Source organism: Gluconacetobacter diazotrophicus PA1 5 (assembly GCF_000021325.1).
In the GTDB taxonomy this organism is placed as follows: domain Bacteria; phylum Pseudomonadota; class Alphaproteobacteria; order Acetobacterales; family Acetobacteraceae; genus Gluconacetobacter; species Gluconacetobacter diazotrophicus.
This window is the reverse complement of the sequence record NC_011365.1, coordinates 1,352,052-1,374,785: the sequence shown is the minus strand read 5'-3', so window position 1 is coordinate 1,374,785 and position 22,734 is coordinate 1,352,052. Positions and strand designations below refer to the sequence as shown.

The 22,734-nt window shown below is 68.6% G+C and carries 21 protein-coding genes; 10 read left to right on the top strand and 11 right to left on the bottom strand.

Annotation, left to right across the window (positions count from 1 at the left end):
* Positions 1-44 precede the first annotated feature (44 nt).
* Both GDIA_RS06125 and GDIA_RS06120 read left to right on the top strand, forming a co-directional pair.
* Positions 45-1,640 (top strand): adenosine deaminase family protein, encoded by a 1,596-nt coding sequence (locus tag GDIA_RS06125; RefSeq protein ID WP_012553658.1) that lies wholly within the window; start codon positions 45-47, stop codon positions 1,638-1,640.
* Positions 1,637-2,701, top strand: a complete 1,065-nt coding sequence (locus GDIA_RS06120; protein WP_012553657.1) for a purine nucleoside permease — start codon at positions 1,637-1,639, stop codon at positions 2,699-2,701. Before GDIA_RS06125 ends, GDIA_RS06120 begins: the two co-directional genes overlap by 4 nt.
* Positions 2,702-2,720: 19 nt before the next feature.
* Here the strand turns inward: GDIA_RS06120 and GDIA_RS06115 are convergent, their stop codons facing one another.
* The 11 genes from GDIA_RS06115 to GDIA_RS06065 form a co-directional block, all read right to left on the bottom strand.
* Complete coding sequence (locus GDIA_RS06115) at positions 2,721-3,329, bottom strand: PqiC family protein (RefSeq protein WP_012223504.1); 609 nt, start codon at positions 3,327-3,329, stop codon at positions 2,721-2,723.
* A complete protein-coding gene (locus GDIA_RS06110; RefSeq protein WP_012223514.1) occupies positions 3,326-4,294 on the bottom strand; it encodes an MlaD family protein in 969 nt (322 codons plus the stop codon). The genes GDIA_RS06115 and GDIA_RS06110 overlap by 4 nt, the downstream gene beginning before the upstream one ends.
* Before the next feature lie 3 nt (positions 4,295-4,297).
* Positions 4,298-5,092, bottom strand: a complete 795-nt coding sequence (locus GDIA_RS06105; protein WP_012553656.1) for an ABC transporter ATP-binding protein — start codon at positions 5,090-5,092, stop codon at positions 4,298-4,300.
* Positions 5,093-5,095: 3 nt separating this feature from the next.
* Positions 5,096-6,247: an MlaE family ABC transporter permease gene (locus tag GDIA_RS06100; protein WP_012553655.1), complete on the bottom strand. Its 1,152-nt coding sequence runs from the start codon at positions 6,245-6,247 to the stop codon at positions 5,096-5,098.
* Between the two features lie 91 nt (positions 6,248-6,338).
* Positions 6,339-7,403, bottom strand: coding sequence for a hypothetical protein (locus GDIA_RS06095; RefSeq protein ID WP_012553654.1), 1,065 nt, complete (start codon positions 7,401-7,403; stop codon positions 6,339-6,341).
* On the bottom strand, positions 7,378-8,754 hold the full coding sequence (locus GDIA_RS06090) for an MBOAT family O-acyltransferase (RefSeq protein WP_012223522.1): 1,377 nt from the start codon (positions 8,752-8,754) through the stop codon (positions 7,378-7,380). Before GDIA_RS06090 ends, GDIA_RS06095 begins: the two co-directional genes overlap by 26 nt.
* Positions 8,754-9,491, bottom strand: a complete 738-nt coding sequence (locus GDIA_RS06085) for a 2OG-Fe dioxygenase family protein (protein ID WP_012553653.1) — start codon at positions 9,489-9,491, stop codon at positions 8,754-8,756. Before GDIA_RS06085 ends, GDIA_RS06090 begins: the two co-directional genes overlap by 1 nt.
* Entirely contained in the window at positions 9,488-12,004 is a 2,517-nt protein-coding gene (locus GDIA_RS06080) for a mechanosensitive ion channel domain-containing protein (protein ID WP_012553652.1), read from the bottom strand. The genes GDIA_RS06085 and GDIA_RS06080 overlap by 4 nt, the downstream gene beginning before the upstream one ends.
* A gap of 116 nt (positions 12,005-12,120) precedes the next feature.
* Entirely contained in the window at positions 12,121-12,729 is a 609-nt protein-coding gene (locus GDIA_RS06075; RefSeq protein ID WP_012223539.1) for an RDD family protein, read from the bottom strand.
* Between the two features lie 34 nt (positions 12,730-12,763).
* Complete coding sequence (argJ, locus tag GDIA_RS06070; protein ID WP_012553651.1) at positions 12,764-13,996, bottom strand: bifunctional glutamate N-acetyltransferase/amino-acid acetyltransferase ArgJ; 1,233 nt, start codon at positions 13,994-13,996, stop codon at positions 12,764-12,766.
* A gap of 95 nt (positions 13,997-14,091) precedes the next feature.
* Entirely contained in the window at positions 14,092-15,018 is a 927-nt protein-coding gene (locus tag GDIA_RS06065; protein ID WP_012553650.1) for a peptidylprolyl isomerase, read from the bottom strand.
* A 203-nt stretch (positions 15,019-15,221) separates the two neighbouring features.
* Here GDIA_RS06065 and secA point away from each other — a divergent pair, with 203 nt between their 5' ends.
* The 8 genes from secA to tolR all read left to right on the top strand — a co-directional run bounded on the left by secA (position 15,222) and on the right by tolR (position 22,694).
* Positions 15,222-17,972 carry a preprotein translocase subunit SecA gene (secA, locus tag GDIA_RS06060; RefSeq protein WP_012553649.1) on the top strand — a complete coding sequence of 917 codons (2,751 nt, stop codon included), beginning with the start codon at positions 15,222-15,224 and terminating at the stop codon, positions 17,970-17,972.
* A 62-nt stretch (positions 17,973-18,034) separates the two neighbouring features.
* Positions 18,035-18,784: a YebC/PmpR family DNA-binding transcriptional regulator gene (locus GDIA_RS06055; protein ID WP_012553648.1), complete on the top strand. Its 750-nt coding sequence runs from the start codon at positions 18,035-18,037 to the stop codon at positions 18,782-18,784.
* A gap of 26 nt (positions 18,785-18,810) precedes the next feature.
* Complete coding sequence (ruvC, locus tag GDIA_RS06050; protein WP_012223549.1) at positions 18,811-19,317, top strand: crossover junction endodeoxyribonuclease RuvC; 507 nt, start codon at positions 18,811-18,813, stop codon at positions 19,315-19,317.
* Positions 19,314-19,916, top strand: a complete 603-nt coding sequence (gene ruvA, locus GDIA_RS06045; RefSeq protein ID WP_012223551.1) for a Holliday junction branch migration protein RuvA — start codon at positions 19,314-19,316, stop codon at positions 19,914-19,916. The genes ruvC and ruvA overlap by 4 nt, the downstream gene beginning before the upstream one ends.
* Positions 19,913-20,959, top strand: a complete 1,047-nt coding sequence (gene ruvB / locus GDIA_RS06040; RefSeq protein ID WP_012553647.1) for a Holliday junction branch migration DNA helicase RuvB — start codon at positions 19,913-19,915, stop codon at positions 20,957-20,959. Before ruvA ends, ruvB begins: the two co-directional genes overlap by 4 nt.
* Positions 20,956-21,360, top strand: a complete 405-nt coding sequence (locus GDIA_RS06035; RefSeq protein WP_012223555.1) for a YbgC/FadM family acyl-CoA thioesterase — start codon at positions 20,956-20,958, stop codon at positions 21,358-21,360. Before ruvB ends, GDIA_RS06035 begins: the two co-directional genes overlap by 4 nt.
* Positions 21,361-21,530: 170 nt before the next feature.
* Positions 21,531-22,247: a protein TolQ gene (gene tolQ, locus GDIA_RS06030; RefSeq protein ID WP_012223557.1), complete on the top strand. Its 717-nt coding sequence runs from the start codon at positions 21,531-21,533 to the stop codon at positions 22,245-22,247.
* A gap of 3 nt (positions 22,248-22,250) precedes the next feature.
* Positions 22,251-22,694 carry a protein TolR gene (gene tolR / locus GDIA_RS06025; RefSeq protein ID WP_012223559.1) on the top strand — a complete coding sequence of 148 codons (444 nt, stop codon included), beginning with the start codon at positions 22,251-22,253 and terminating at the stop codon, positions 22,692-22,694.
* Positions 22,695-22,734: the final 40 nt, after the last annotated feature.

Genomic DNA, 22,734 nt, shown 5'->3' with positions numbered 1-22,734 from the left:
TAGCGGCTGTTGCGTTTTGGAATCGGTCACCGCACCATCGCCGCATGGTCCGACTCGTTCCCGTCTGCGCCCTGGCCGCCGGCCTGGCTGTTTCACTGATCACGCCCGGGGTGGCCGCGTCCCGGGCCGCGCCGGCCCCGCCCGACGCCGTCTCGGCTGCCTTCGATCGCATCCGTACCGATCCGGCGCGGCTGGACGACGTGCTGCGCGCCATGCCGAAGGGCGCCGACCTGCACAACCATCTGGCGGGCGCGGTCTATGCCGAAAGCATGCTGGACTGGGCGGCGCAGGACGGGCTGTGCGTCTCGCCCGCGCTGGGGCGCATCCTGCCGGGCAATTGCGGCCCCGCGCCGGTCTCGGGCCGGGTCCGCGCCGCCGACCTGGCCGCCCGTCCCGACGACCGGGCCGACATGATCGACGCGCTGTCGATGCGCGATTTCGTGCCGACCGCGACCGACCGGTCCGGGCATGACCATTTCTTCGCGACCTTCGACCGGTTCATGCCGGTACAGATGACCCATGGCGGCGACATGCTGGCCGAAGCCGTGACGCACGCGGCGGGCGATCACGTCCTGTACCTGGAACTGATGGTGTCGCCGCAGCTCGGCCCGGTCGCGGGACTGGGCACACACCTTCCCTTGCAGGGCGACGGGTTCGCCGACGTCGATCGCGCCATCGCCCCGGCGCTGCCCGCCCTGGTCGTGGCGGCACGGCAGGAGGTCGATGCGATGGAGGCGCGCATGCATGCCGTCCTGCAGTGCGGCACGGACCAGGCCCGCCCCGGCTGCTCGGTCGTCGTGCGCTATCTGTACCAGACCATCCGCACCATGCCCCCGGCCATGGTCTTTCCGCAGCTTGATTTCGGCTATGCGCTGGTCAAGGCCGATCCCCGCTTCGTCGGCGTGAACATCGTGGCGCCGGAAGACAACGCCATCGCCATGCGCGACTACGGGCTGCATATGCGCATGTTCGGCTGGCTGGCCCGGCGCGATCCGCAGGTGAAGCTGTCGCTGCATGCCGGGGAACTGGCGCCCGGCCTGGTCCCGCCCGAGGGGCTGCGCACCCATATCCGACAGGCGGTGGAAATCGCCGGCGCCCGCCGGATCGGCCACGGGGTGGACATCCTGCATGAAGACGATTCCGATGGGCTGATGGCCGAAATGGCGCGTCGCCGCGTGATGGTGGAAATCAACCTGACCAGCAACGACGTCATTCTCGGCGTGGCCGGCGCGGCCCATCCCTTCCGCGCCTATCGCGCCGCCGGGGTGCCGGTCGCGCTGTCCACGGATGACGAGGGCGTGTCGCGCATCGACCTGACCCGGGAATATGACCGCGCGGCGACGACCTATGCGCTCGACTACGCCGCGCTGCGCGACCTGTCGCGCAGCGGGCTGGAATATGCCTTCGTCCCGGGGGACAGCCTGTGGCGGCAGACCGCGCCCTACCGCATGGTGGCGGCCTGCGCCGCGGTGCCGCCCGGCCCCGCACCCGCCGCGGGTGCCTGCCACGACGTGCTGGCCGGCAGCGAGAAGGCACGGCTGCAATGGACGCTGGAGGCCCGGCTGCATGACTTCGAGGCCGGGATGATCCGCGATGCCGGCGCGGGCGCCGCACCCCGCCGCCAGAAAGGAAACGGATGATCATGATCGGCCGACCCACATGGATGGTCTCCTGCCTTGCCCTGCTGCTGGGCATGGCCGGGGCGGGCACGGCCCAGGCGGCACGAATTCCGGTGCGCGTCGTCGTCGTCACCACGTTCGAGGTCGGCAACGATACCGGCGACGTCCCCGGCGAATTCCAGACCTGGGTGGAGAAGCTGCCCCTGCCGCAGGTCCTGCCCGCACCAGGCACCTGGCACGGGGTGATGCGCTACAATCCCGACCTTCAGGTACTGGGCATCGCCAGCGGCGAGGGGCCGGAACATATGGCCTCTTCCATCACGGCGCTGGTCCTCGACCCGCGTTTCGACCTGCGCCATGCGTATTTCGTACTGGCCGGCATTGCCGGGATCGACCCGAATTTCGGTTCGGCCGGATCGGCCGTCTGGGCCCCGCGCGTGATCAATGGCGGGCTGGCGCACATGGTCGATGCCCGTGAAATCCCCGCCGGCTGGCCGGACGGCTTCACCCCGGTGCAGGGCAGCGTCCCGGACGAACAGCCGGTGCCGCCGCTCCATTCCCTGTCGGGCGACATGGCCTACACGCTCAATCCGGCGCTGGTCCGCTGGGCGTATGACCTGACACGCGCGGTGCCGCTGGCCGACACGCCGGCCCTGCGGGCGATCCGCGCCCGCTATGCCGGCTATCCCCAGGCGCAGAAGCCACCCACCGTCCTGCTGGGTGATACCGTGTCCAGCGAGACCTTCTGGGTCGGCGCGCGGATGAATCGCTGGGCGGAACGGTGGGTGACATACTGGACCAAGGGGCAGGGCACGTTCGCCACCACGGCCGAGGAGGATGTCGGCTTCATGCAGGCCCTGACGCTGCAGGCCCAGGCCGGGCGCGTGGACCCGGACCGCGTACTGATCCTGCGCACCGCCAGCAATTACGACATGCCCCCGCCCGGCCAGACGGCTGCTGCCCTGCTGAAGTCCGAGGCGACCGAGGGCGGGTATTCCGGTTATCTGCCCTCGGTCGCCGCTGCCTATCAGGTCGGCAGCGTGGTGGTGCGGGAACTGGCGCTGCGGCCGCCGGGGCCGTAACGTACCATCCCGCCCCGGCTTACCGTGGCCACCCGGCCACGATCCTTTCCGCCAATTGTTCCAGCACCGCCTGGGTCAGGCGGGCGGTGTCCCCGTCCGTCGCGGCCGCGCCGGCCTGGGTGAAGGCCGCGCGGCTGTGCAGGATCGGCAGGTTGGCGTCATGCGGGATGATCGACCAGTCGGCTTCCAATGACGCGGTGCCGTCCCGCGTGACATCCAGCCGGCTGATATTCACCGCCAGCCGCCACGTCGCGGGCAGGCTCTGCGGCTGGTCGGTCACGAACAGATCCGTGCGGCCCCGCGCCAGTTGCGCGGTGATCAGGTCGGTGGCGCCCAGCGACAGCCGGCTGGCCCAGCGGCCGGTGGCGCTGCGTTCGATCTGGTTGCCCGCGCGCACGACGATATCCTGCCCGTCCAGATAGTCGGGCAGGGTGACGCGCGCGACCTCGACGACCGGCGTGGCGGGCGTGACGATGCCGGTCGGAACCGCCCCGGTCGCGATCGCCGGCGCCCCCAGCGTGTAGAACCGCACGGGCGGGGACGCACAGCCCGCCAGGAAGGCGGGAACCACGAGGAATGCAAGCCGGGGCAGGGCAAGCCGGGCCATCCGGCGATTGCGGCGGGTCATGGGCGGCGTCCCATCAGCAGAAGTTGTGGATTGCGCTCGACATCGCTGGCAAAGCCGCGCAGCGCGGCGGCGGCGGCCGAAAGGTCGCGCAGGGTCGAATCGATGTTGGCGCGGTCGGCCGAACGCGGCGACGTCATGTCGCGCAGCCCGGCCAGGCTCTGGCGTGCCTGGATCACCGTGTCGTTGGCATTGCCCAGCAGCACATGCAGGTCGGCCCCCCGCGCGTCCAGTTGCCGGGTGCCGGTGGTGGCCAGCGTGTCGATGCTGCCCAGCGTGGTGTCCAGCCGCCGCTGCAGGTCGTCGATGGCGCGGGTCGCGGTGTCGACGGCGGCCCGCGAATGGTCGGACGTCTCCCTCACGCTGTCCACCAGCGGCGGCAGGTCGCCATCCAGGCGTTCGGCCAGTTGGCGGATGCTCTGCAGCGCGGCCTGGGCGTTGTCCGCCAGGTCCTTCAGCGGAAGCTGGCTCAGGGTTTCCTGCACCTTCTGGATGGCCGATTGCCGGGTCGGGATTTCCGTTCGGGTCGCGATGTCCGGGTGCAGCACGGCGGGCGAGGCCGGGTCGAAATCCAGGTCGATCTCGGCCTGTCCGGTGACGAAGCTCTGCAGGTTCAGCGACGCGCGCAGGCCGTGATCGATCAGGTCCCGCAGGGTCAGGGCGGTGCGGCGATGGTCCTCGCCGGTCAGGGTCACCCGGCCCGGCTGCACCTCGATCGTCACGGGGATGTAGGCGCCATGGGTCCTGGCGTCATATGTGATCGAAATCCCGTCCACGGCACCGACCCGCACCCCGCGAAAGGTGACCGGCGCGCCGATGCTCAGGCCCGATGTGGACCCCTGGAAGACCACGACGGCCTGCTTGGTGCTGGAAAAGATGTTGAAATTGCCGAAGAACACCAGCGCCGCCATTCCCAGCGCGACGCCGCCGATGACGAATGCGCCAACGGCTGTTTCCTTGTTTGCCATGGGTCAGTCGGTCCTTCCGGACTGGGTTTCGGTACGTTCGCGGTGCATGAAGGCGTGGACCTGCGGGTCATCGCAGTGATCGCGCAGCCAGGACGGGGCCCCGTGCGCGATCGGTGTCCTGGTCTGCGCATCGAGGAAGATGCCGTCATCGGCAATGGTGAACAGGCTGGGCAATTCATGGCTGACGATGACGATCGTCGCCCCCAGCCCGTCGCGCAGGTTCATGATCAGATCGTCCAGCCGCGCCGATGTGATCGGGTCCAGCCCCGCCGAAGGCTCGTCGAAGAACAGGATGTCCGGGTCCAGCGCCATCGCCCGCGCCAGTCCGGCGCGCTTCTTCATCCCGCCGCTGATTTCCGACGGATACTGGTCGATGGCATGCAGAATGCCGACCAGGCCCAGCTTCAGTTCCACCTGGCGGCGGACCGTGACCGGGTCCATGTGCGTCAGCATCTGCATCGGCAGCGCGACATTCTCGCCCACCGTCAGCGAACTCCACAAGGCCGCGCTCTGGAACAGCACGCCGAACCGGCGGCTGACCGCCAGGCGATGGGTGTCGTCGGCCGCCCAGTAATCCTCGCCGCCGACCAGGTAGCGGCCCGCGGTCGGGCGCAGCAGCCCGATCATGCTTTTCAGGATGGTACTCTTGCCGCAGCCCGACCCGCCCATCACGGCGAAGATGCTGCCGCGCCGTACGTTGAAGGTGACGTTCTGCTGTACGACCTTGGGCCCGAACGCCAGCGTGACCCCGTCCAGCGCCATCAGGGTTTCGGGCTGTGCCGCGTGGGAATCGGTCATGCGTCAGATCCCCAGGGTCGTGGCGATGACGGCGAAGATCGCATCCAGCGTGATGACGCCGACGATCCCCACCACCACGGCCCGCGTCGCCGCCACGCCGACATCGGCGGCGCTGCGCCCCGACCGTAACCCGATCCGGCAACTGGTCAGCCCGATCAGAATGGCGAAGAAGATGCTCTTGATGAAGCCGAACTCGAACTGGTTCAGTCCGACGGCATTGATCGTCTGGTGGAAATAGCCCGCCCCGGTGACGGCCAGCATGCTGATCGCCACCGTGAAACCGCCCAGCATGCCGATCAGGCAGCCATACAGGTACAGAAACGGCATGGTGGCCACCAGCCCCAGGATCGAGGGCAGGATCAGGTAGCTGGAAACCGGGATGCCGAAGACCGTCAGGGCGTCGATTTCCTCGTTGCCCTGCATGGTCGCGATGCGCGCGGCGTAGGCCCCGCCGGTGCGCCCCGCCATGATGATCGCGGTCATGACCGCCGACATCTCGCGCACCATGGCGATGCCGACCAGGCTGGCGACATAGATGTCGGCGGCGAACTTGCGCAACTGCACCGCGCCGACGAAGGCCAGGATGGCGCCCACCAGGAAGTTCACGACACTGACGATCAGCAGCGCCGACGGCCCGGCATCGCGGATGTTCGACATCAGGTCGATCGACCGCATCCGCCCGCGTCCGGTCACGGCCTCCAGGCCGCCGCGTGCCGTCTCCACGCCCAGTTCGGTCACGGTGCCGATCTCGGTCAGGCTCTCGATCGTGAATGCGCCCAGCGCGGTGACGGGGGCGAAGGTGCGGGGCCGGGGCGTCGGCGGTGGCGGTGGTGCTTCCGGCAGCAGGTCCAGCAGCTTGCGCGCGGAATCGGGCAGCGTGTCGGTGCGCAGGTCCAGATGGGCCTGGGTCGCCCGCTGCTTCAGATCCCACAGGAAGGCGATCAGCCCGGTATCCCACCGTCCCAGCGCATCGCTGCGGAAGGTCAGCGGCCGGCCGGGCGCGGCCTGGCGCAACCCGTCGGGCGGGAACGTGGGAATGGGCCCCCCCGGACCTTGCCCTCCCTGGGCAAGCCAGTTCCCCGACAGGACGATCACGGTAGCACCGTCGCCGGTTTGCAGGGACCATTCCGGCTGGCCGTGATCAGTGCTGCTCACCGCCTCTCCAATCGCTTCGATCCTCCATCCTCCTTATCAGATGACGGCGGAGGGACAAGGGGCTGGCAGTATGGCCGGATTTGCGCCCCGTTCAGTGCAGCGGCACCAGGACCCGACCGTGTTCCGGCGGGATGGCGCGCCCCGAATGGATGGCGGCCAGATCGTCCATCACCAGACGGGCGACGGACTGCCGGTAATGGATCGAATCCCAGAAATTGTCGCGCGTTCCGGTGACCGGGCCGGGAATATCGAAATCGACCACCATGGTGCGCGGCGCGGCCCGGGCGATCGCGGTGACGGCGGCACGGCAGGCGGCGCGGGTCGCGGCGACGGTGCTGCCCGGGGCGCCCTGTCTTTCCTTGTCCGTGGGGGGAAACCACAGGATCGTGGTGGTGCCGGCCGGGATGGCGGCGACCAGGCCGGCCAGCATCGGCATCGACACCGGCGGGGCCGCGGGCCCGCGTGCCATGCTGGTATCGAAGATCTCCTTGCGGAACTGCGCCGCGACCCACCTTGGATCGTAGCGGCTGTCGGGTGGCAGGAAGGTGGTATAACCGTCCGTGCCGAAGCGCTGGCGCTTGCGCCCGGTAAGCCACATGAACTGGTTCGCGGCTTCCTGCACCGCGTACAGGCTCATGATGTCCGCGTATCCCCGCCAGGGCGATCCGACATACATCCAGTCCGGCGCGGGCCGGTTGCCGGTGGACAGGTTCCGCGGCGCGGCGAAGCACCAGGCGGCATCGATGTCGATCAGCACGAAGCGGGGCGCCGCATGATGGCGCAGGAACAGGCGCAGCAGGCGATCCTGCTCCCAGGGCGAGGCGCTGCTCATCGCCAGGTTGGCGAAGCGTGCGTCGAACGGCGCATCCATGATGGCGGGTTGCAGCAGGCGGCCGGTCGATGTCCCGACCATGGCGGAATCGAACCGCGCGCTGACGGCCAGGGCCGGCATGGTGTAGCGCGCATTGATGGAAATCGGGACCCGGTGCCAGCGCGGTGACAGCGGCAGCATGTCCCACGGATCGACGATGGCGACGAACAGGTACACCGCCGCCCCCACGCCCGCCGCGGTCGCGGCGAAGAGGACGGCGAAGCGGCGCCAGGCCGCCGGCCCCGCGCCGGATTTCGGGTCAGAACTGGAAATAGATGAAGGCATCGGGTATCCGCCCCCCGATCAGCAGCAGCAGAAGCACGAACGCGACCCCGGCGGGCACGGCGAGCAATGGCGTGGGGCGCAGCATCCGCAATGCCGCGTCCTGCGAGGACGGGCCGACCAGCGCGACCAGGATCGCGATCCAGAAGACCGGTGCCTCGTGCATCCAGGCGCGTCCCACCCCGTTCAGGCCTGCCATCGCGCGCAGCATCCGCGCCGCGGTCGGGAAATCCGGCGCGCGGAACACGACCCATCCGACGATGACGGTCAGCATCGTCACCGCCCATCCCGCCACGCCGGGCAGGCGCAACCCCAGGCGCGTCCAGACATGGTTGACCGACAGGGCCGCCCCGTGCAGCGCGCCCCAGGCGACGAACGTCCAGCCGGCCCCGTGCCACAGCCCGCCCAGCGTCATGGTCGCGACCAGGTTGGCGATCTGCCGCCCCGACCCGTGCCGGTTGCCGCCCAGCGGAATATAGAGGTAGTCACGCAGGAACCGGGACAGCGTCATGTGCCAGCGGCGCCAGAACGCGCGGATGCTGGCGGCGCGATAGGGGACGTCGAAATTGAACGGCAGCCGCAGCCCGAACAGCAGCGCCATGCCGATCGCCATGTCCGAATAGCCCGAGAAATCGAAGAAGATCTCCAGCGTATAGGACAGGGCGGCGATCCAGCCCTGCGCCATGTTCAGGGGCATGCCCTGGGCGGCCTGGTCGAACAGCGGGTTGCAGATCCCGCCCAGCGTGTCCGCCAGTTCCACCTTCTTCGCCAGGCCCAGCAGCAGCAGGATGGCGCCGCGCGACAGGTTTTCCCACAGGTCGGGACCGTGGGGATCGCGCTCGAACTGGGGCACGATCTCGCTATGGCGGACGATGGGGCCGGCGATCAGTTGCGGGAAGAAGGTCACGAATTCCAGGAAATCCAGCATGCTGCGAACCGGGCGGCCGCCGCGCAGCAGGTCGGCGTGATAGGCGATCTTCTGGAAGGTGAAGAACGATATGCCCAGCGGCAGCATGATCGCCCAGGCCTGGTGATGCCAGCCCGCGACCCGCGCCACGCTGTCGGCCAGGAAATTCGCGTATTTGAAAAAGCCCAGCACCAGCAGGTTCAGCACGATTCCCGTGATCGGCCACAGGCGCCGGCCGCTTGCCGCCCATGCGCGGCCCAGGCCCCAGTTGACCAGCGTCAGGGCCACCAGCGCCGGCACGAACCGCCAGTTCCAGAACCCGTAGAACAGCAGCGACGCCCCCACCAGAACCGACTGGCGGGCGATGCGATGGCGGGCGCACAGGTGGAACAGCACCAGCGTCGCCGGCAGGAAACCGAGCAGGAAGCCCTGGCTGCTGAACAGCATTACTGGTGGCGTATGGTCACGACCAGGACGTCGCGATAGGCCGGCCGCGCCGGGTCGATCGGACGTACGGGCGTGACGCCGTGATAGACGCGGTTATCGTCCACCAGGGCGGCATCCAGCGGTTCGGCCAGCATGAAATGCCCCAGCGGGCGCCGGTGCAGGTCGTGGATCGAGGTCTCGCCGCTGGCCACGTTCTCGCGCCGGACCATCAGCACGAAGACCCAGTCCACCCCGTCGCGATGCAGCCCCTCGGGCGTGGGTTCGCCCGGTTCGTCGGCGCGGGCCTCGATGCGGAACTGATGGATCTCGACATGCCAGGCGTCGGGCCGGCCGGCCGGGGGCGTCAGGTCCGTGACCACCCGGTGCAGCAGCCGCAGCACGGCCATCAGCGCGGGATGGGCGCCCACGGCGGTTTCGACGGGGCGGAACCAGCGTTCGATGCCGCCATTCAGTTCGTTGTAGTCGCGGCTCTGGTAATGGGGCTGGTGCTTCTTGCGTTCGACGCCCTGGCCGGACATCGCGTAGGTGGCGTGCCGCCGCCGGCGGTAGCGGCCGCCGTCGGCCATGTAGCGGTCCAGGCCCAGCCGGTTCCAGCTTTCGGCGAACCCCGCCCAGTCCGCCAGGCCGTACGGCTCCAGCATCGCCCGGGTCGTGGCCGCGCGCAGGAAGGCGAAGCCGTCGGTCCGCAGGGGTTCCTCAAGGCCGGTCAGGCCGGCCGGTGTGTGATCGTCGGTCATTGCGATGTGTCCGGATGAGGAACGCCCCCCGGGACGCGCGGCGGAGCGTCGGTCGGGGGCTGGGTATTGCTGTTCGCCGCCGCCGGGGGCGTCACCATCTGGATGCGCAACGGCGCTCCGCCGGTGTTGCCCAGCAGGGAAATGGCGGTGGGGCTGGGGAATTTCACCCCTTCCGCGACCATGCGCAGCCCCAGGCGCCGATAATATTCGCGCGACACCTTCCATTTGTTGCCCGCCGTGGTGCGGAACGATCCCACCAGCTTCGCCCCGTCGCCGTCCGCCTTCTCCACGCCCAGGAAGGCGAAATCGGTCAGGATCATGGGTGCGAACTGCGGGTCCGCCCGCATGCCGGCCACCACGTCGGCCAGGATGGCGGCGACCCGGTCGGGGTCCTCGCTCAGATCCAGCATGAAGGTCACGACGACGACGTTATAGTCGCGCGACGTGTTGGCGATCGAGGTCACGGACGAGAACGGAATGATATGCACGTCGCCCGACGTGGTGCGCAGGCGCAGCGTGCGGATCGACAGATGCTCGACCGTGCCCGAAATGCCGCCCGCCGTGACCCAGTCGCCGACCTGCATGGCGTTTTCCACCAGCATGAAGAATCCGGTGATGAAATCCTTCACCAGGCTTTGCGACCCGAAGGCGATGGCGGCGCCCATGATACCCGCGCCGGTCAGCAGCGGCGCCACGTTCAGGCCGATCTGCGACAGGGTCGTGACCGCGACGATGATGATGATGACGCTGAGCAGCACGGTGCGGATGATCGGCAGCACCGTGCGCAGCCGGATGGCGCGGGATGCCTGCTCGGTGGTCTCGTAGCGGGCGATCTGGTTCTGCAACGCGGCATTCGCGATTTCCCACACCGCGATCGCGATGGTGAAGGCGATGATGATCGACACCAGCGCCGTCATGATCTGCGTGCCCAGCGCGCCGTACAGGAAGAAGGCGACCGCCGGGATGCCCCATGCCTGCAGCAGGATGACCAGGGTGGCGAAGACCAGCAGGATCGACAGCCCGCGCCGCGCATAGGGATAATAATAGTCCGCCCGCGCCTGCAGCCCGGGATAGCGGGCCTCGAACTCGTCGCTGACATGAAAGACCCTGTTCTGCAGGCCGAACGCCAGGAGCGACAGCACGCGCGACAGCAGGATGACGACGATGGTCAGGATCGTGGTGCGCCAGATCCACGTGTATCCGCCGCGCACATGCATCGCCCAGACCAGCCACAGCGCCAGGTCGAACACCATCGCCGGCAGCCACCAGAAATGCGCCAGATGGCCGACGAAGCTCCAGAACGAGCGGCCCCGGAAGCGGGCCGGCGGCTGCATGGCCATGGCGACGGGCTTGCGGATGCGCCAGATGAACACCGCGATCATCACGTGCTCGGCCAGCACGATGGCACGGATCAGGGCCTCGGTCCCGCGCGGGGCCAGGTGGAACAGCGCGCCCAGCGACGACAGGCAGACGACGATGGACGGCACGGCCACCAGCACGTTCCACCAGCGCGTCACGATCCGCGCCGTCCGGTCCGATGCCCCACACAGCCGGATGGTCGGCGATTTCGGCACCATGATCATCTCGACCACCAGATACATCGCCCGCGCCGCGACATAGGCGTTGGTCAGGGTCAGCGTGACCAGTTCCGTGACCTCGCCGTCGCCGACGAACGCCGCCCCGGCGTAGCCGATCCCCAGGAACAGGGCCACGGGCAGCAGCTTGGTCAGCAGATGCAGCAGCGAATACGGAATGCGGCGGATGATGCGCAGCGTTTCGACCTGCTTGCGGACGTCCTGCCGGCGGGTGTCCTGGACCGCCTGCTCGGCCTCCGTCTCCGGGGCCGGCATGGCGGCTTCCGCCGTTTCCTGCTCCGCGCTGCGATTCAGTTGCCGCTCGGCTTCGACGGCGCGGGCGGTCACGGCGCTCAGCGGCCGGCGCAGCGCGATGGCCAGGCCCCGCTCGGCCGCCAGCGCCAGGATGAAGATCAGCCCGGCGCGTCCGAACGCGTCGAACAGGGTCTGGCGCGATTGCGGGCTGGACAGTTCGGAATGGATCCAGTGCCCGACGAAGACCAGGTCGGAAAACAGGCCGATGAATTCACGCGCCTGGTGCAGCGTCACGTCGCGCACGCCCGCCAGTTCGGACATGACGTCGCTGCCCAGGCTGTTGGGCTCCAGCGCCACGTCCGCATTGCCCGCGGCCGGCGCGGGGGCGGCGGCTGGCGCCGAAGCCCGGGCCGGAACCGGGGCTGCCTGGGGCAGGCCCCTGGCGATGGCCGTCAGGGTGCGGGTGAACTCCTCGCGCTTGTGCGGATCGTTCAGTACCCCCAGGACCTGCTGCGCCTGATCGGCGGTCATGGGGGCCTGGGCGGAGTATTGGGTGGCCGGCGCGGCGTCGGCCGCCTGGGCCGGCCGGATCGCGGGCGTTGCCCCGGCCAGCAGCGCCAGGACCAGAATCGCCACATAGGATAGGCCCCGCCGCGGATCGCGACGGACGGAAAAAACCGGCATGCCTGTTCGATACCTCCTGCTGCTCCGCACGGCCCACGGCGGACGGCGAAGCGTGACGATACCCCGGGGACGGTCCCGGGGACACCCCGGGTCATGCGCGCGGGGGAAAACGGCCTTCAGGCGGGCGGCGCGAAGCTGACCAGGGCCTCCTCCTGCCGGCGGATGACGCAGGTGCCGGCCAGCAGGTCGTGCAGCGCCTGCTTGCGCCGGGTCCACAGCACCATCAGGTATCCCAGCCCCATCAGCATGAAGGACAGGAAATGGCCGAAGAACCGGGCCGCCGCACGCCCGATGCCGATCCGTCGGCCCATCAGGTCGGTCACGCGCATATGGCAGGCCCGCTTGCCCGGTGTGGCCTGCAGCGGCGAGGATTCGAACAGGATGTAGTACAGCGCCGGCAGCACGAACTGCGCGATCTCGTAGAATCCGTGCCCATGCCAATGCCATACCGGCTGGATCGTGGTGTAGGAGTAGGCATAGTCGGCCGGCACGTAACTGGCCTGCACGATGTCGGAAATCTGGTATTTGCCCGTCCCTGGCCCGCTGTTCATCAGCGTGACCGACAGGCTGGGCGCAAACAGCAGCCGGGTGACCCAGCCCAGCATGGTCAGGATGAACGCATCGATCCACCAGGCCAGGACCCGGAACCAGAACCCCGCATAGACCCAGACGAAATGTGGCCGAAGGCTGCCGAACGGGTTGGTGCCAGGCGGCAGGTCGGACATGGGTCGGTCTCCGTGCGATGCGCGCGATGGCGTCCTAGCTGCGATAGGAACCGTTGATGTCGATATAGCCGTGGGTCAGGTCGCAGCTCCAGGCCGTGCCGGCGCCGTTCGCCAGGCCCAGGTCGATGTCGATGTCGATCTCCTGCCCCTTCATGTGGGCCACGACCGGGGTCTCGTCATAACCCGCCACCACGGTGCCGTTGCGGGCGATCCACACGCCGCCGATCCCGATCGACAGCGTGTCGCGATTCGCGGGCTCGCCGCTCTTGCCCACCGCCATGACGATGCGGCCCCAGTTCGCGTCCTGGCCGGCGATCGCGGTCTTGACCAGCGGCGAATTGGCCACGGCCATCGATACGCGCTGCGCCGATTCGTCACTGGCGGCCCCGGTGACCTGGATACGGATCAGTTTGGTCGCGCCCTCGCCGTCGCGCACCACCAGCAGCGCCAGTTCCAGCAGCAGGCTGTCCAGCGCCTCGGCGAATGCCGACAGCGCCGGGTCGGATTCGGACTGGACGGGCGCATTGCCGGCCTGCCCGGTCGCGAACAGCAGCACCATGTCCGAGGTCGAGGTATCGGAATCGACCGTCGTGCGGTTGAAGCTGCGCGCCGTGCCCGCCGACAGCAGCGGTTGCAGGACCGACGGCGGCAGGGCCGCGTCGGTGGCGATGAAGCACAGCATGGTCGCCATGTCGGGCGCCACCATGCCGCTGCCCTTGGCGATGCCCTGGATACGGACCGGCGTGTCGCCGATCGTCGTTTCACGCACCGCCGCCTTGGGGAAGGTATCGGTGGTCATGATGCCGTGCGCGGCATCCGCCCAGCCGGTTTCGGACAGGGTGGCGTACAGGCCGGGCAGGGCGGTGGAAATCTTCTTGTAGGGCAGGATCTCGCCGATCACGCCGGTCGAGGCCAGGAAGACATGACTGGCCGGGCAGCCGACCAGGCGGGCGGCATCGGCCGCGTTGGCCTGCGTCGCCTCGAACCCGGCACGGCCGGTGAACACGTTGGCATTGCCCGCATTGACCACCAGCGCGCGCGCCAGGCCCTCCGGCAGGGCCGCGCGGCACCAGTCCACGGGCGCGCCGGGGCATTTGCTGCGGGTGAACACGCCGGCGACCGTGGTGCCGGGCGCGAATTCGGCCATGACCAGGTCGGTCCGTCCCGTATAGCGGATGCCGGCCGCCGCCGCGCCGAAGCGCACGCCGGCCAGGGCCGGCAGGTCAGGCATCGTACGGGCCAGGGGGGATACGGGAAGGGTTGCCATCGGTTCGGCCTTCTTGCTTCCGCATGATCGGGAAACCGGCCCGCCCCCTGGATGGGGACCAGGCCGGGGTCGGGGGGCGCGCCGGGCGCCCGCCCTTATTTGGCCGCGGCTGCGGGGGCCGGGGCCGGCGTGGCGGGAACCGGCTTGCCGCTGGGGTCGTAGCGGACGACCTTCACACCGGCCACGGCCTTTTCGACCGCATCGCGAACGCCCTGCTGGATCAGCTTCTGGCGGATCTCGTCACGCACCGCGTCCAGTTTGGGCACGTCGGCGGTCCGGGTGTCCAGCACTTCGATGACGTGCCAGCCATATTGGGTGTGGACCGGCGTCTGGCTGAACGTGTGGGGCTTCATCGCGAACGCGGCGTCCGAGAACGCGGGCAGCATGTCGCCCTTCTTGAACCAGCCCAGGTCGCCGCCATTCTGCTTGGCCGACGCCTTGTCGGTCGACAGCTTGGTGGCCAGGGCCCCGAAATCGGCGCCGGCCTTCAGCTGCTTGATCACGTCCTTCGCCTCGGCCTCGGTCGCGACCAGGATGTGGCGGGCGTGGATTTCGGCCTCGGGCTTCTTGTTGGCGTAATGCTGCGTGTAATAGGCCTGCACGGCGGCATCGGTCAGCGTCGGCGTGACCTGCTGCGACAGATAGGCGTTCTGCAGCGCGTTCATCGCGGCGGCATGCATCTGCTGCTGCACGTCGGGCTGCTTGTCCAGGCCCGCATGCGTGGCGGCCGCCTGGATCGCCTTCTGGTCGATCAGCTGGTTCAGCAGCATCGGGAAGATCATGTTCGGCGGAAGCTGGCGCAGTTGCGCGGGCATGTTCGCCGCGGCCTGCCGCACGTCGGCCAGGTGGATATCCTCGCCATTCACGCTGGCGACGAGAGGATTCGGATTGGCCGGCGCGGCCGGTGCCGCGGCGGGGGCGGCGGACGCCGCGGGTGCTGCGGCATGGGCTTGAGTGACGGAAAGCGCAGGGACGAGCAGGGCCGCCGCCAGAAAGGAGGCTGCCGGGCTGGAAGGCCGCATATGTTGAATACCCTAGATTATAAAGCGTCCGACGCATCATGGCCGAGCCCGTCCGCTCCTGCAAGACAGCCTCATCGGGCCGGCTTCGGTTGACCGGTGACGGCGCGGGTCCTATCTCAGATGCCGCGCGAGAATGCCATTCCTACAGTTCCAGCCCGTCCGGGGGTCCGGCGGGGGGAGCCGCGCCATTCCGGAAGGTCTACATGTTCGCCAGTCTTGCCCGTGCCCTGTTTGGAACCGCCAACGATCGCTCGCTCAAGGCCTTTCAGCGCCGCGTGCCCGAGATCAACGCGCTGGAGCCGCAGGTCCGGGCGCTGGACGACGCGGCACTCGCGGCGAAAACGTTGGAATTCCGCCAGCGCGTCGCCGCCGGCACGACGCTGGACGCCCTGCTGCCCGAAGCGTTCGCCGTGGCGCGGGAGGCCGCCCGGCGCGTTCTGGGCATGCGCCATTTCGACGTGCAGCTGATCGGCGGCATGGTCCTGCATGCCGGCCGCATCGCCGAGATGCGCACCGGCGAGGGCAAGACCCTGGTCGCGACGCTGGCGGTCTATCTCAGCGCCCTGTCCGGCCGCGGCGTCCACGTGGTCACGGTCAACGACTACCTGGCCCGCCGCGATGCCGAGGAAATGGGCAAGCTCTACGCCTTCCTGGGCCTGACCACCGGGGTGATCGTGCCCAACATGCCCGACGACGAGCGGCGGGCGGCCTACCAGGCGGACATCACCTACGGCACCAACAACGAATTCGGCTTCGATTATCTGCGCGATAACATGAAGTACCGGATCGAGGACATGGTGCAGCGGCCCTTCCACCACGCCATCGTGGACGAGGTCGATTCGATCCTGATCGACGAGGCCCGGACGCCGCTGATCATCTCCGGCCCGGCCGAGGACAGTTCCGACCTGTACCGTTCGGTCGATACGGTCATCCACGAACTGGTCAAGACGCCCGAGGCGTTCGAGAAGGACGAGAAATTCCGCTCGGTGATCCTGACCGACGCGGGCGCCGAGCAGGTCGAGGCCATGCTGCGCGAGGCCGGCGTGCTGATCGAGGGCGGGCTGTACGATATCCACAACATCGCGGTGATCCACCACGTCCAGCAGTCGCTGCGCGCCCACACGCTGTTCGCGCGGGACGTGGATTACATCGTGCGCGGCGGCAAGGTCGTCATCATCGACGAATTCACCGGCCGCATGATGGACGGGCGCCGCTATTCCGACGGCCTGCACCAGGCGCTGGAAGCCAAGGAGCATGTCGAGATCCAGCAGGAAAACCAGACGCTGGCCTCGATCACCTTCCAGAATTATTTCCGCCTCTATCCCAAGCTGTCGGGCATGACCGGCACCGCGATGACCGAGGCCGACGAGTTCGCCGAGATCTACAAGCTGGACGTGGTCGAAATCCCGACCAACCTGCCGGTGGCACGCAAGGACGACGATGACGAGGTCTACCTGACGGCGCGCGAGAAATACGAGGCCGTCAGCACGCTGATCGAGGACATCGCCAAGACCCCGCAGCCGGTCCTGGTCGGCACGACCTCGATCGAGAAGAGCGAATATCTGTCGGAACTGCTGACCAAGCGGGGCATCCGCCACAATGTCCTGAACGCCCGCTTCCACGAGATGGAGGCCACGATCGTGGCCCAGGCCGGCGCGCCGGGCGCGATCACCATCGCCACCAACATGGCCGGGCGCGGCACCGACATCAAGCTGGGCGGCAATGTGGAAATGCGCATCCGCCAGGAACTGGCGGAAATCGAGGACCCCGAGGAACATGCGCGGCGCGAGGCCGAAATCCGCGCCCAGGTCGCCGAATACCATGACATCGTCACCAAGGCCGGCGGCCTGTACGTCATCGGCACCGAACGGCATGAAAGCCGCCGCATCGACAACCAGTTGCGCGGCCGCGCCGGGCGCCAGGGCGACCCGGGCAGTTCGCGCTTCTTCATCTCGCTCGAAGACGACCTGATGCGCATCTTCGGGACCGAGCGCATGGGCGGAATGCTGCAGCGCCTGGGCCTGAAGGAGGGCGAGGCGATCGTCCATCCCTGGATCAACAAGGCCCTGGAGCGCGCGCAGAAGAAGGTCGAGGCCCGCAACTTCGACATGCGCAAGAACACGCTGAAATATGACGACGTCATGAACGACCAGCGCAAGGAGGTCTATGCCCAGCGCCGGGAATACATGGCGGCGGACGACCTGGCGGCGACGGTCCAGGACATGCGGACGGACATCATCCACGACATGGTCGCCCGCCGCATCCCCGAACGCTCGTTCGCCGAGCAATGGCAGAGCGCGGAGCTGGCCGAGGACGCACGCGGTATCCTGGGGCTGGACCTTCCCATTGCCGACTGGGCGCGCGAGGACGGGGTGGACGGCCACGCGGTGACCGAACGCCTGGAACAGGCCGCCCTGCAGGCCCAGGCCGCCAAGGCGGCCAATTTCGGCCCGTCGGTCATGCGCTACATCGAAAAGCAGGTGCTGCTGACCACCTTCGATTCGGTGTGGAAGGAACATCTGCTGGCGCTGGACCAGATGCGCCAGGGCATCGGCCTGCGCGCCTACGGCCAGAAGGACCCGCTGAACGAATTCAAGCACGAGGCCTTCCAGCTTTTCACCGCGATGCTGGACGCCCTGCGCCTGCGCGTGACCTCGACCATGTCGCGGGTCGAGGTCGCGCCCCCGGTGCTGGACAATCCCTTTGCCGGCGTGGCCGAACTGCATGCCGACCCTCATGTCCCCGGCCTTGCCTCCGAACCCGCGCCCGGCCTGATGACGCAGCCGGTCGGGTCCTATGGCGCCGCGACGGCCGACATCGCCGTCGCGACCCCGATCGGCGCGTCGGCGATCATGCCCGACGACCCGTCAAGCTGGGGCGAAACGCCGCGCAATGCGCTGTGCCCCTGCGGGTCGGGCAAGAAATACAAGCACTGTCACGGGCGGATGGGTTGATCGGGAGGCCCGTTTTCTCCCGAAAAAAGAAGATTTTGCATACACTTCAGTAGAGACGAGCCATGGCGGGTCATTCCCAGTTCAAGAACATCATGCACCGCAAGGGCGCGCAGGACGCGCGCCGCGCCCGGCAGTTCGCCAAGGTGATTCGCGAAATCACCGTCGCCGCGCGGTCCGGCATGCCCGACCCGGCATCCAATCCCCGCCTGCGCGCCGCCATTTCCGCGGCCCGCGAAGTCAACATGCCCAAGGACACGGTCGAGCGCGCGATCAAGAAGGCGACCGGCGCCGGCGGCGGTGACGATTATGCCGAGGTCCGGTACGAGGGCTACGGCCCGGCCGGCGTCGCCGTGATCGTCGAAGCCCTGACCGACAACCGCAACCGCACGGCCTCGGATGTCCGCGCCGCGTTCTCGAAGCATGGCGGGTCGCTGGGCGAGACCAATTCGGTGTCCTTCATGTTCACCCGCCTGGGCGTCATCACCTATCCGGCCGCGGTCGCCACCGAGGACGAGATGCTGGAAGCGGCGATCGAAGCCGGCGCCGAAAACGTCGAAAGCACGGACGAGGGGCACGAGGTCACATGCCCCGTGGAATCGTTCTTCGCCGTGCGCGACGCGCTGGAAACCCGCTTCGGCGAACCGTCCAGCGCGAAGTTCGACTGGCGCCCCGGCACCGTCGTGACCCTGGACGAGGACAAGGCGCGCGGCGTGCTGAAGCTGATCGACGTGCTGGACGAACATGACGACGTCCAGGCGGTCTACGCCAATTTCGACCTGCCCGACGACGTGGCCGAGAGGCTGTCCGCCTGACGCCCGCCACGGGGCCGAATGGACGGATGGTCCGGCTGCTGGGCATCGATCCGGGCCTGCGCTTCACCGGCTGGGGGCTGGTCGATGTGGACGGCAACCGGCTGTGCCATGTCGCGGACGGCGTGATCGCCACGGACGGTGACGCGCCCGTGCCGGAGCGGCTGCGCTGCCTGCACGATTCCCTGCTGGACCTCGTGCGCCGGTACGGCCCGCGCGAGGCCGCGGTGGAGGAGACGTACGTCAACCGCAACGGGGCCTCGACGCTGAAGCTCGGCTATGCGCGCGGGGTGGCGCTGCTGGTGCCGGCGCTGGCCGGAATCGCGGTTTCGGAATACGGTGCCATGGCGGTGAAGCGGGCGGTGGTCGGCACCGGCGCCGCCAGCAAGGATCAGGTGGAAATGATGGTGCGCCGTCTGCTGCCCGGGGCGACGATCCGCCGGGCGGACGCGTCCGATGCGCTGGCGGTGGCGATCTGCCATGCCCATCACCGGGCCAGCGCCCTGCGGGTGTCGGCCGGGACCCGTATGGCATGATCGCGCACCTGACCGGGCTGGTGGGGCAGATGGAATCCGACCGCTGCGTGGTCGATGTCGGCGGCGTCGGCTATCTGGTCCATGCCTCCACCCGCACGCTCTCGGCGCTGCCCCGTCCGCCCGATGTGACCCGCGTCCTGGTCGAGACCGTGGTGCGCGAGGATGCCTTCCTGCTCTACGGCTTTGCGGAAGCCGCGGAGCGCGACTGGTTCCGCCTGCTGACGACGGTCCAGGGGGTGGGGGCGAAGGTCGCGCTGGCCATTCTCTCCGCCCTGTCGCCGGGCGACCTGGCCGGGGTGATCGCGGCGGCGGACAAGGCCAGCCTGACCCGGGTGTCGGGTGTCGGCGCGCGGCTGGCCGAGCGCATCCTGACCGAACTGCGCGACAAGGCCGGGCGCATGCCCGCCGGGCCGGGCGTGACGATCGCGGCCCCCCCGGCCTCGGGCGGGGTGGAAGCCGATGCCCTGCTGGCGCTGGCGGGCCTGGGCTTCCGCCGGGCCGAGGCCCAGCCGGTGGTGGGGCGCATCCTGGCGCGCCTGGACGGCAAGGCGGACCTGGATGTCGTGATCCGCGAAAGCCTGCGGGAACTTGCCCGATGACCGAAATCCCCCTCCGCGAGGTCGATCCCGCCCGCAATGCGGAAGATGCTGCCGAAGCCGGGCTGCGGCCGCAGACCCTGGACGATTTCACGGGCCAGAAGGCCAGCCGCGAGAACCTGGCCATCTTCATCGCCGCCGCCCGCCAGCGGGGCGAGGCGATGGACCACGTGCTGCTGCACGGCCCGCCGGGGCTGGGCAAGACCACGCTGGCGCAGATCGTGGCGCGGGAACTGGGGGTCGGCTTTCGCGCGACCTCGGGCCCCGTGATCCAGCGCGCGGGCGACCTGGCGGCCATCCTGACCAACCTGCAGCCCCGTGACGTGCTGTTCATCGACGAAATCCACCGCCTGCAGCCGGCGATCGAGGAAGTACTGTATCCGGCGATGGAGGATTTCCAGCTCGACCTGATCATCGGCGAGGGGCCGGCGGCGCGCTCGGTACGCATCGACCTCTCGCCCTTCACCCTGGTGGCCGCGACCACGCGGGCCGGGCTGCTGGCCACCCCGCTGCGCGACCGGTTCGGCATTCCGCTGCGGCTGGTGTTCTACACCCCCGACGAACTGCGCCAGATCGTCTCGCGCGGGGCGCGGAAGCTGGAATTCGACCTGACGCCGGAAGGGGCCGAGGAAATCGCCCGCCGGTCGCGCGGCACGCCGCGCATCGCCGGGCGCCTGCTGCGGCGGGTGCGCGACTTCGCCTCGGTCACCCGTGGCGGCCCGGTGGACCGCGCGATGGCCGACGCCGCCCTGTCGCGGCTGGAAGTCGATTCGCTGGGGCTGGACGGGATGGACCGGCGCTATCTGCGCCGCATCGCCGAACATCATCACGGCGGCCCGGTGGGGGTGGAAACCCTGGCCGCCGCCCTGGCCGAGGCGCGAGACACGCTGGAAGACGTGGTCGAACCCTACCTGATCCAGGAGGGGCTGGTCCTGCGTACCAGCCGGGGACGCATGCTGGGCGAGCGGGGCTGGCGGCATCTGGGGCTTGCCCCCCCGCCACGGCAGACGGGCCAGGGCGACCTGCTGCAGGGGGACGACGGGTGAGGCACAACATTCCTTTCCGCATTTATTACGAAGATACGGACGCCGGCGGCGTGGTCTATCACGCCCGGTATCTCGGCCTGGCCGAGCGCGCGCGGACCGAGGCGATTCGCGGCCTGGGCCAGCCGGTGTCCGCGCTGCTGGACGATTTCGGCCTCGCCTTCGTGGTGCGCAACGCCAGCATCGACTACCGCTCTCCGCTGCGGCTGGATGACGTCGTGACGGTGACCACGCGCCTGACCGAACTGGGCTCGGCCAGTTGCCGGCTGGAACAGACCTTCCTGCTGGGGCAGACGCTGTGCGCGGCGCTGGATGTCCGCCTGGCCTGCGTGCGCGCGGCCGATGGCCGGGCCGCCCGATTTCCGCCTTTATGGCGTGATCTTCTGACTGGACTCGTGGATTGAAGGCCGGTCGGTAATTTCTTGTTTCGATGGGTGTGTCCTGCGGCTGGGGTGCTTCTGCTTTCCCGCGGAAGCCTATAAGGAACGCACTGGAGTGCAGTGTCAGACTGCCCCCGACTCGGCGGTCGGGATCGCGATCGCGCGGCGACGGGCAGAAGGTGCAGGAGGCGTTTTTGGACCAAGCGGTTAACGCGGCTAACCTGGGCGCGGCAGCGTCGGGTCTGTCGCTGTGGAGTTTGTTTCTCCATGCGGCGATCGTCGTCAAGCTGGTGATGATCGGGCTGGTATTCAGCAGCGTGGTGGTGTGGGGCATCATTTTCGACAAGATCGTCACCCTGCGGCGCGTCAACCGGCAGGCCGGCGTCTTCGAGGACAAGTTCTGGTCGGGCGGCAGCCTGGACGACCTGTATGAGACCGACGGGGCGAAGCCCGTTCACCCGCTGGCGGCGGTCTTCGGCGCCGCCATGGGCGAATGGCGCCGCTCGTCGCGGATCTCGGGCGTGGACCTGGCGCGCGGCGGCGTGCAGGAACGCGTCGATCGCGCCATGAACATCACGATCACGCGGGAGATGGAGCGCCTGGGCCGCTGGATGATCTTCCTGGCCACGATCGGCCCGGTCGCGCCGTTCATCGGCCTGTTCGGCACGGTGTGGGGCATCATGCACGCCTTCGGGGCCATCGCCGCGATGCACAACACCAACCTCGCCGTGGTCGCCCCCGGCATTTCCGAGGCCCTGTTCGCCACCGCCATCGGCCTTGTGACCGCCATCCCGGCGGTGATCGCCTATAACGTCATCAACAACAGCCTGTCTCTGTTCGAGGACCGCATGGCGGCGTTCGGGACCGAATTCGCCGCCATCCTCTCTCGCCAGTCCGAGGAAAGGGGCTGAATCATGGGCGTTTCGCTCGGTGGAGGGGGTGGGCGCCGCGGGCGCCGGCGTCCCATGTCGGACATCAACGTCACCCCCCTGGTGGACGTCATGCTGGTGCTGCTCATCATCTTCATGGTGACGGCGCCGATGATGACCAGCGGCGTGAATGTCGACCTGCCGAAAACCGACGCGGCGCCGGTCAATGCCGACACCAAGCCGATCACCGTGTCCATCCGCTCGGACGGCGCGCTGTACCTGGGTGACAACCCGGTCTCGTCCGACCAACTCGTGGACCAGTTGCGCGCGGCGGCGCAGAACGACCCCGCGCACCGGATCTTCGTCCGTGGCGATTCCCACATCGATTACGGCCGCGTGATGGAAGTGATGGGCCGGATCACGGCGGGCGGCTTCACCCACGTCGCCCTCCTGGCCCAGCAGCCGCCGTCCGGCGGCGGCGCGCCCTGATCGCGCCCCCCTTGATCGTCATCGGCTAGGAGCATCCTCG

Excerpts from the sequence above, each read along its gene's own strand:
- GDIA_RS06125 (WP_012553658.1), top strand. The coding sequence starts at position 45 with ATGGTCCGACTCGTTCCCGTCTGCGCCCTGGCCGCCGGCCTGGCTGTT.
- GDIA_RS06120 (WP_012553657.1), top strand. The coding sequence starts at position 1,637 with ATGATCATGATCGGCCGACCCACATGGATGGTCTCCTGCCTTGCCCTG.
- GDIA_RS06115 (WP_012223504.1), bottom strand. The coding sequence starts at position 3,329 with ATGACCCGCCGCAATCGCCGGATGGCCCGGCTTGCCCTGCCCCGGCTT.
- GDIA_RS06110 (WP_012223514.1), bottom strand. The coding sequence starts at position 4,294 with ATGGCAAACAAGGAAACAGCCGTTGGCGCATTCGTCATCGGCGGCGTC.
- GDIA_RS06105 (WP_012553656.1), bottom strand. The coding sequence starts at position 5,092 with ATGACCGATTCCCACGCGGCACAGCCCGAAACCCTGATGGCGCTGGAC.
- GDIA_RS06095 (WP_012553654.1), bottom strand. The coding sequence starts at position 7,403 with ATGCCTTCATCTATTTCCAGTTCTGACCCGAAATCCGGCGCGGGGCCG.
- GDIA_RS06090 (WP_012223522.1), bottom strand. The coding sequence starts at position 8,754 with ATGCTGTTCAGCAGCCAGGGCTTCCTGCTCGGTTTCCTGCCGGCGACG.
- GDIA_RS06085 (WP_012553653.1), bottom strand. The coding sequence starts at position 9,491 with ATGACCGACGATCACACACCGGCCGGCCTGACCGGCCTTGAGGAACCC.
- GDIA_RS06080 (WP_012553652.1), bottom strand. The coding sequence starts at position 12,004 with ATGCCGGTTTTTTCCGTCCGTCGCGATCCGCGGCGGGGCCTATCCTAT.
- GDIA_RS06075 (WP_012223539.1), bottom strand. The coding sequence starts at position 12,729 with ATGTCCGACCTGCCGCCTGGCACCAACCCGTTCGGCAGCCTTCGGCCA.
- argJ (WP_012553651.1), bottom strand. The coding sequence starts at position 13,996 with ATGGCAACCCTTCCCGTATCCCCCCTGGCCCGTACGATGCCTGACCTG.
- GDIA_RS06065 (WP_012553650.1), bottom strand. The coding sequence starts at position 15,018 with ATGCGGCCTTCCAGCCCGGCAGCCTCCTTTCTGGCGGCGGCCCTGCTC.
- secA (WP_012553649.1), top strand. The coding sequence starts at position 15,222 with ATGTTCGCCAGTCTTGCCCGTGCCCTGTTTGGAACCGCCAACGATCGC.
- GDIA_RS06055 (WP_012553648.1), top strand. The coding sequence starts at position 18,035 with ATGGCGGGTCATTCCCAGTTCAAGAACATCATGCACCGCAAGGGCGCG.
- ruvC (WP_012223549.1), top strand. The coding sequence starts at position 18,811 with ATGGTCCGGCTGCTGGGCATCGATCCGGGCCTGCGCTTCACCGGCTGG.
- ruvA (WP_012223551.1), top strand. The coding sequence starts at position 19,314 with ATGATCGCGCACCTGACCGGGCTGGTGGGGCAGATGGAATCCGACCGC.
- ruvB (WP_012553647.1), top strand. The coding sequence starts at position 19,913 with ATGACCGAAATCCCCCTCCGCGAGGTCGATCCCGCCCGCAATGCGGAA.
- tolR (WP_012223559.1), top strand. The coding sequence starts at position 22,251 with ATGGGCGTTTCGCTCGGTGGAGGGGGTGGGCGCCGCGGGCGCCGGCGT.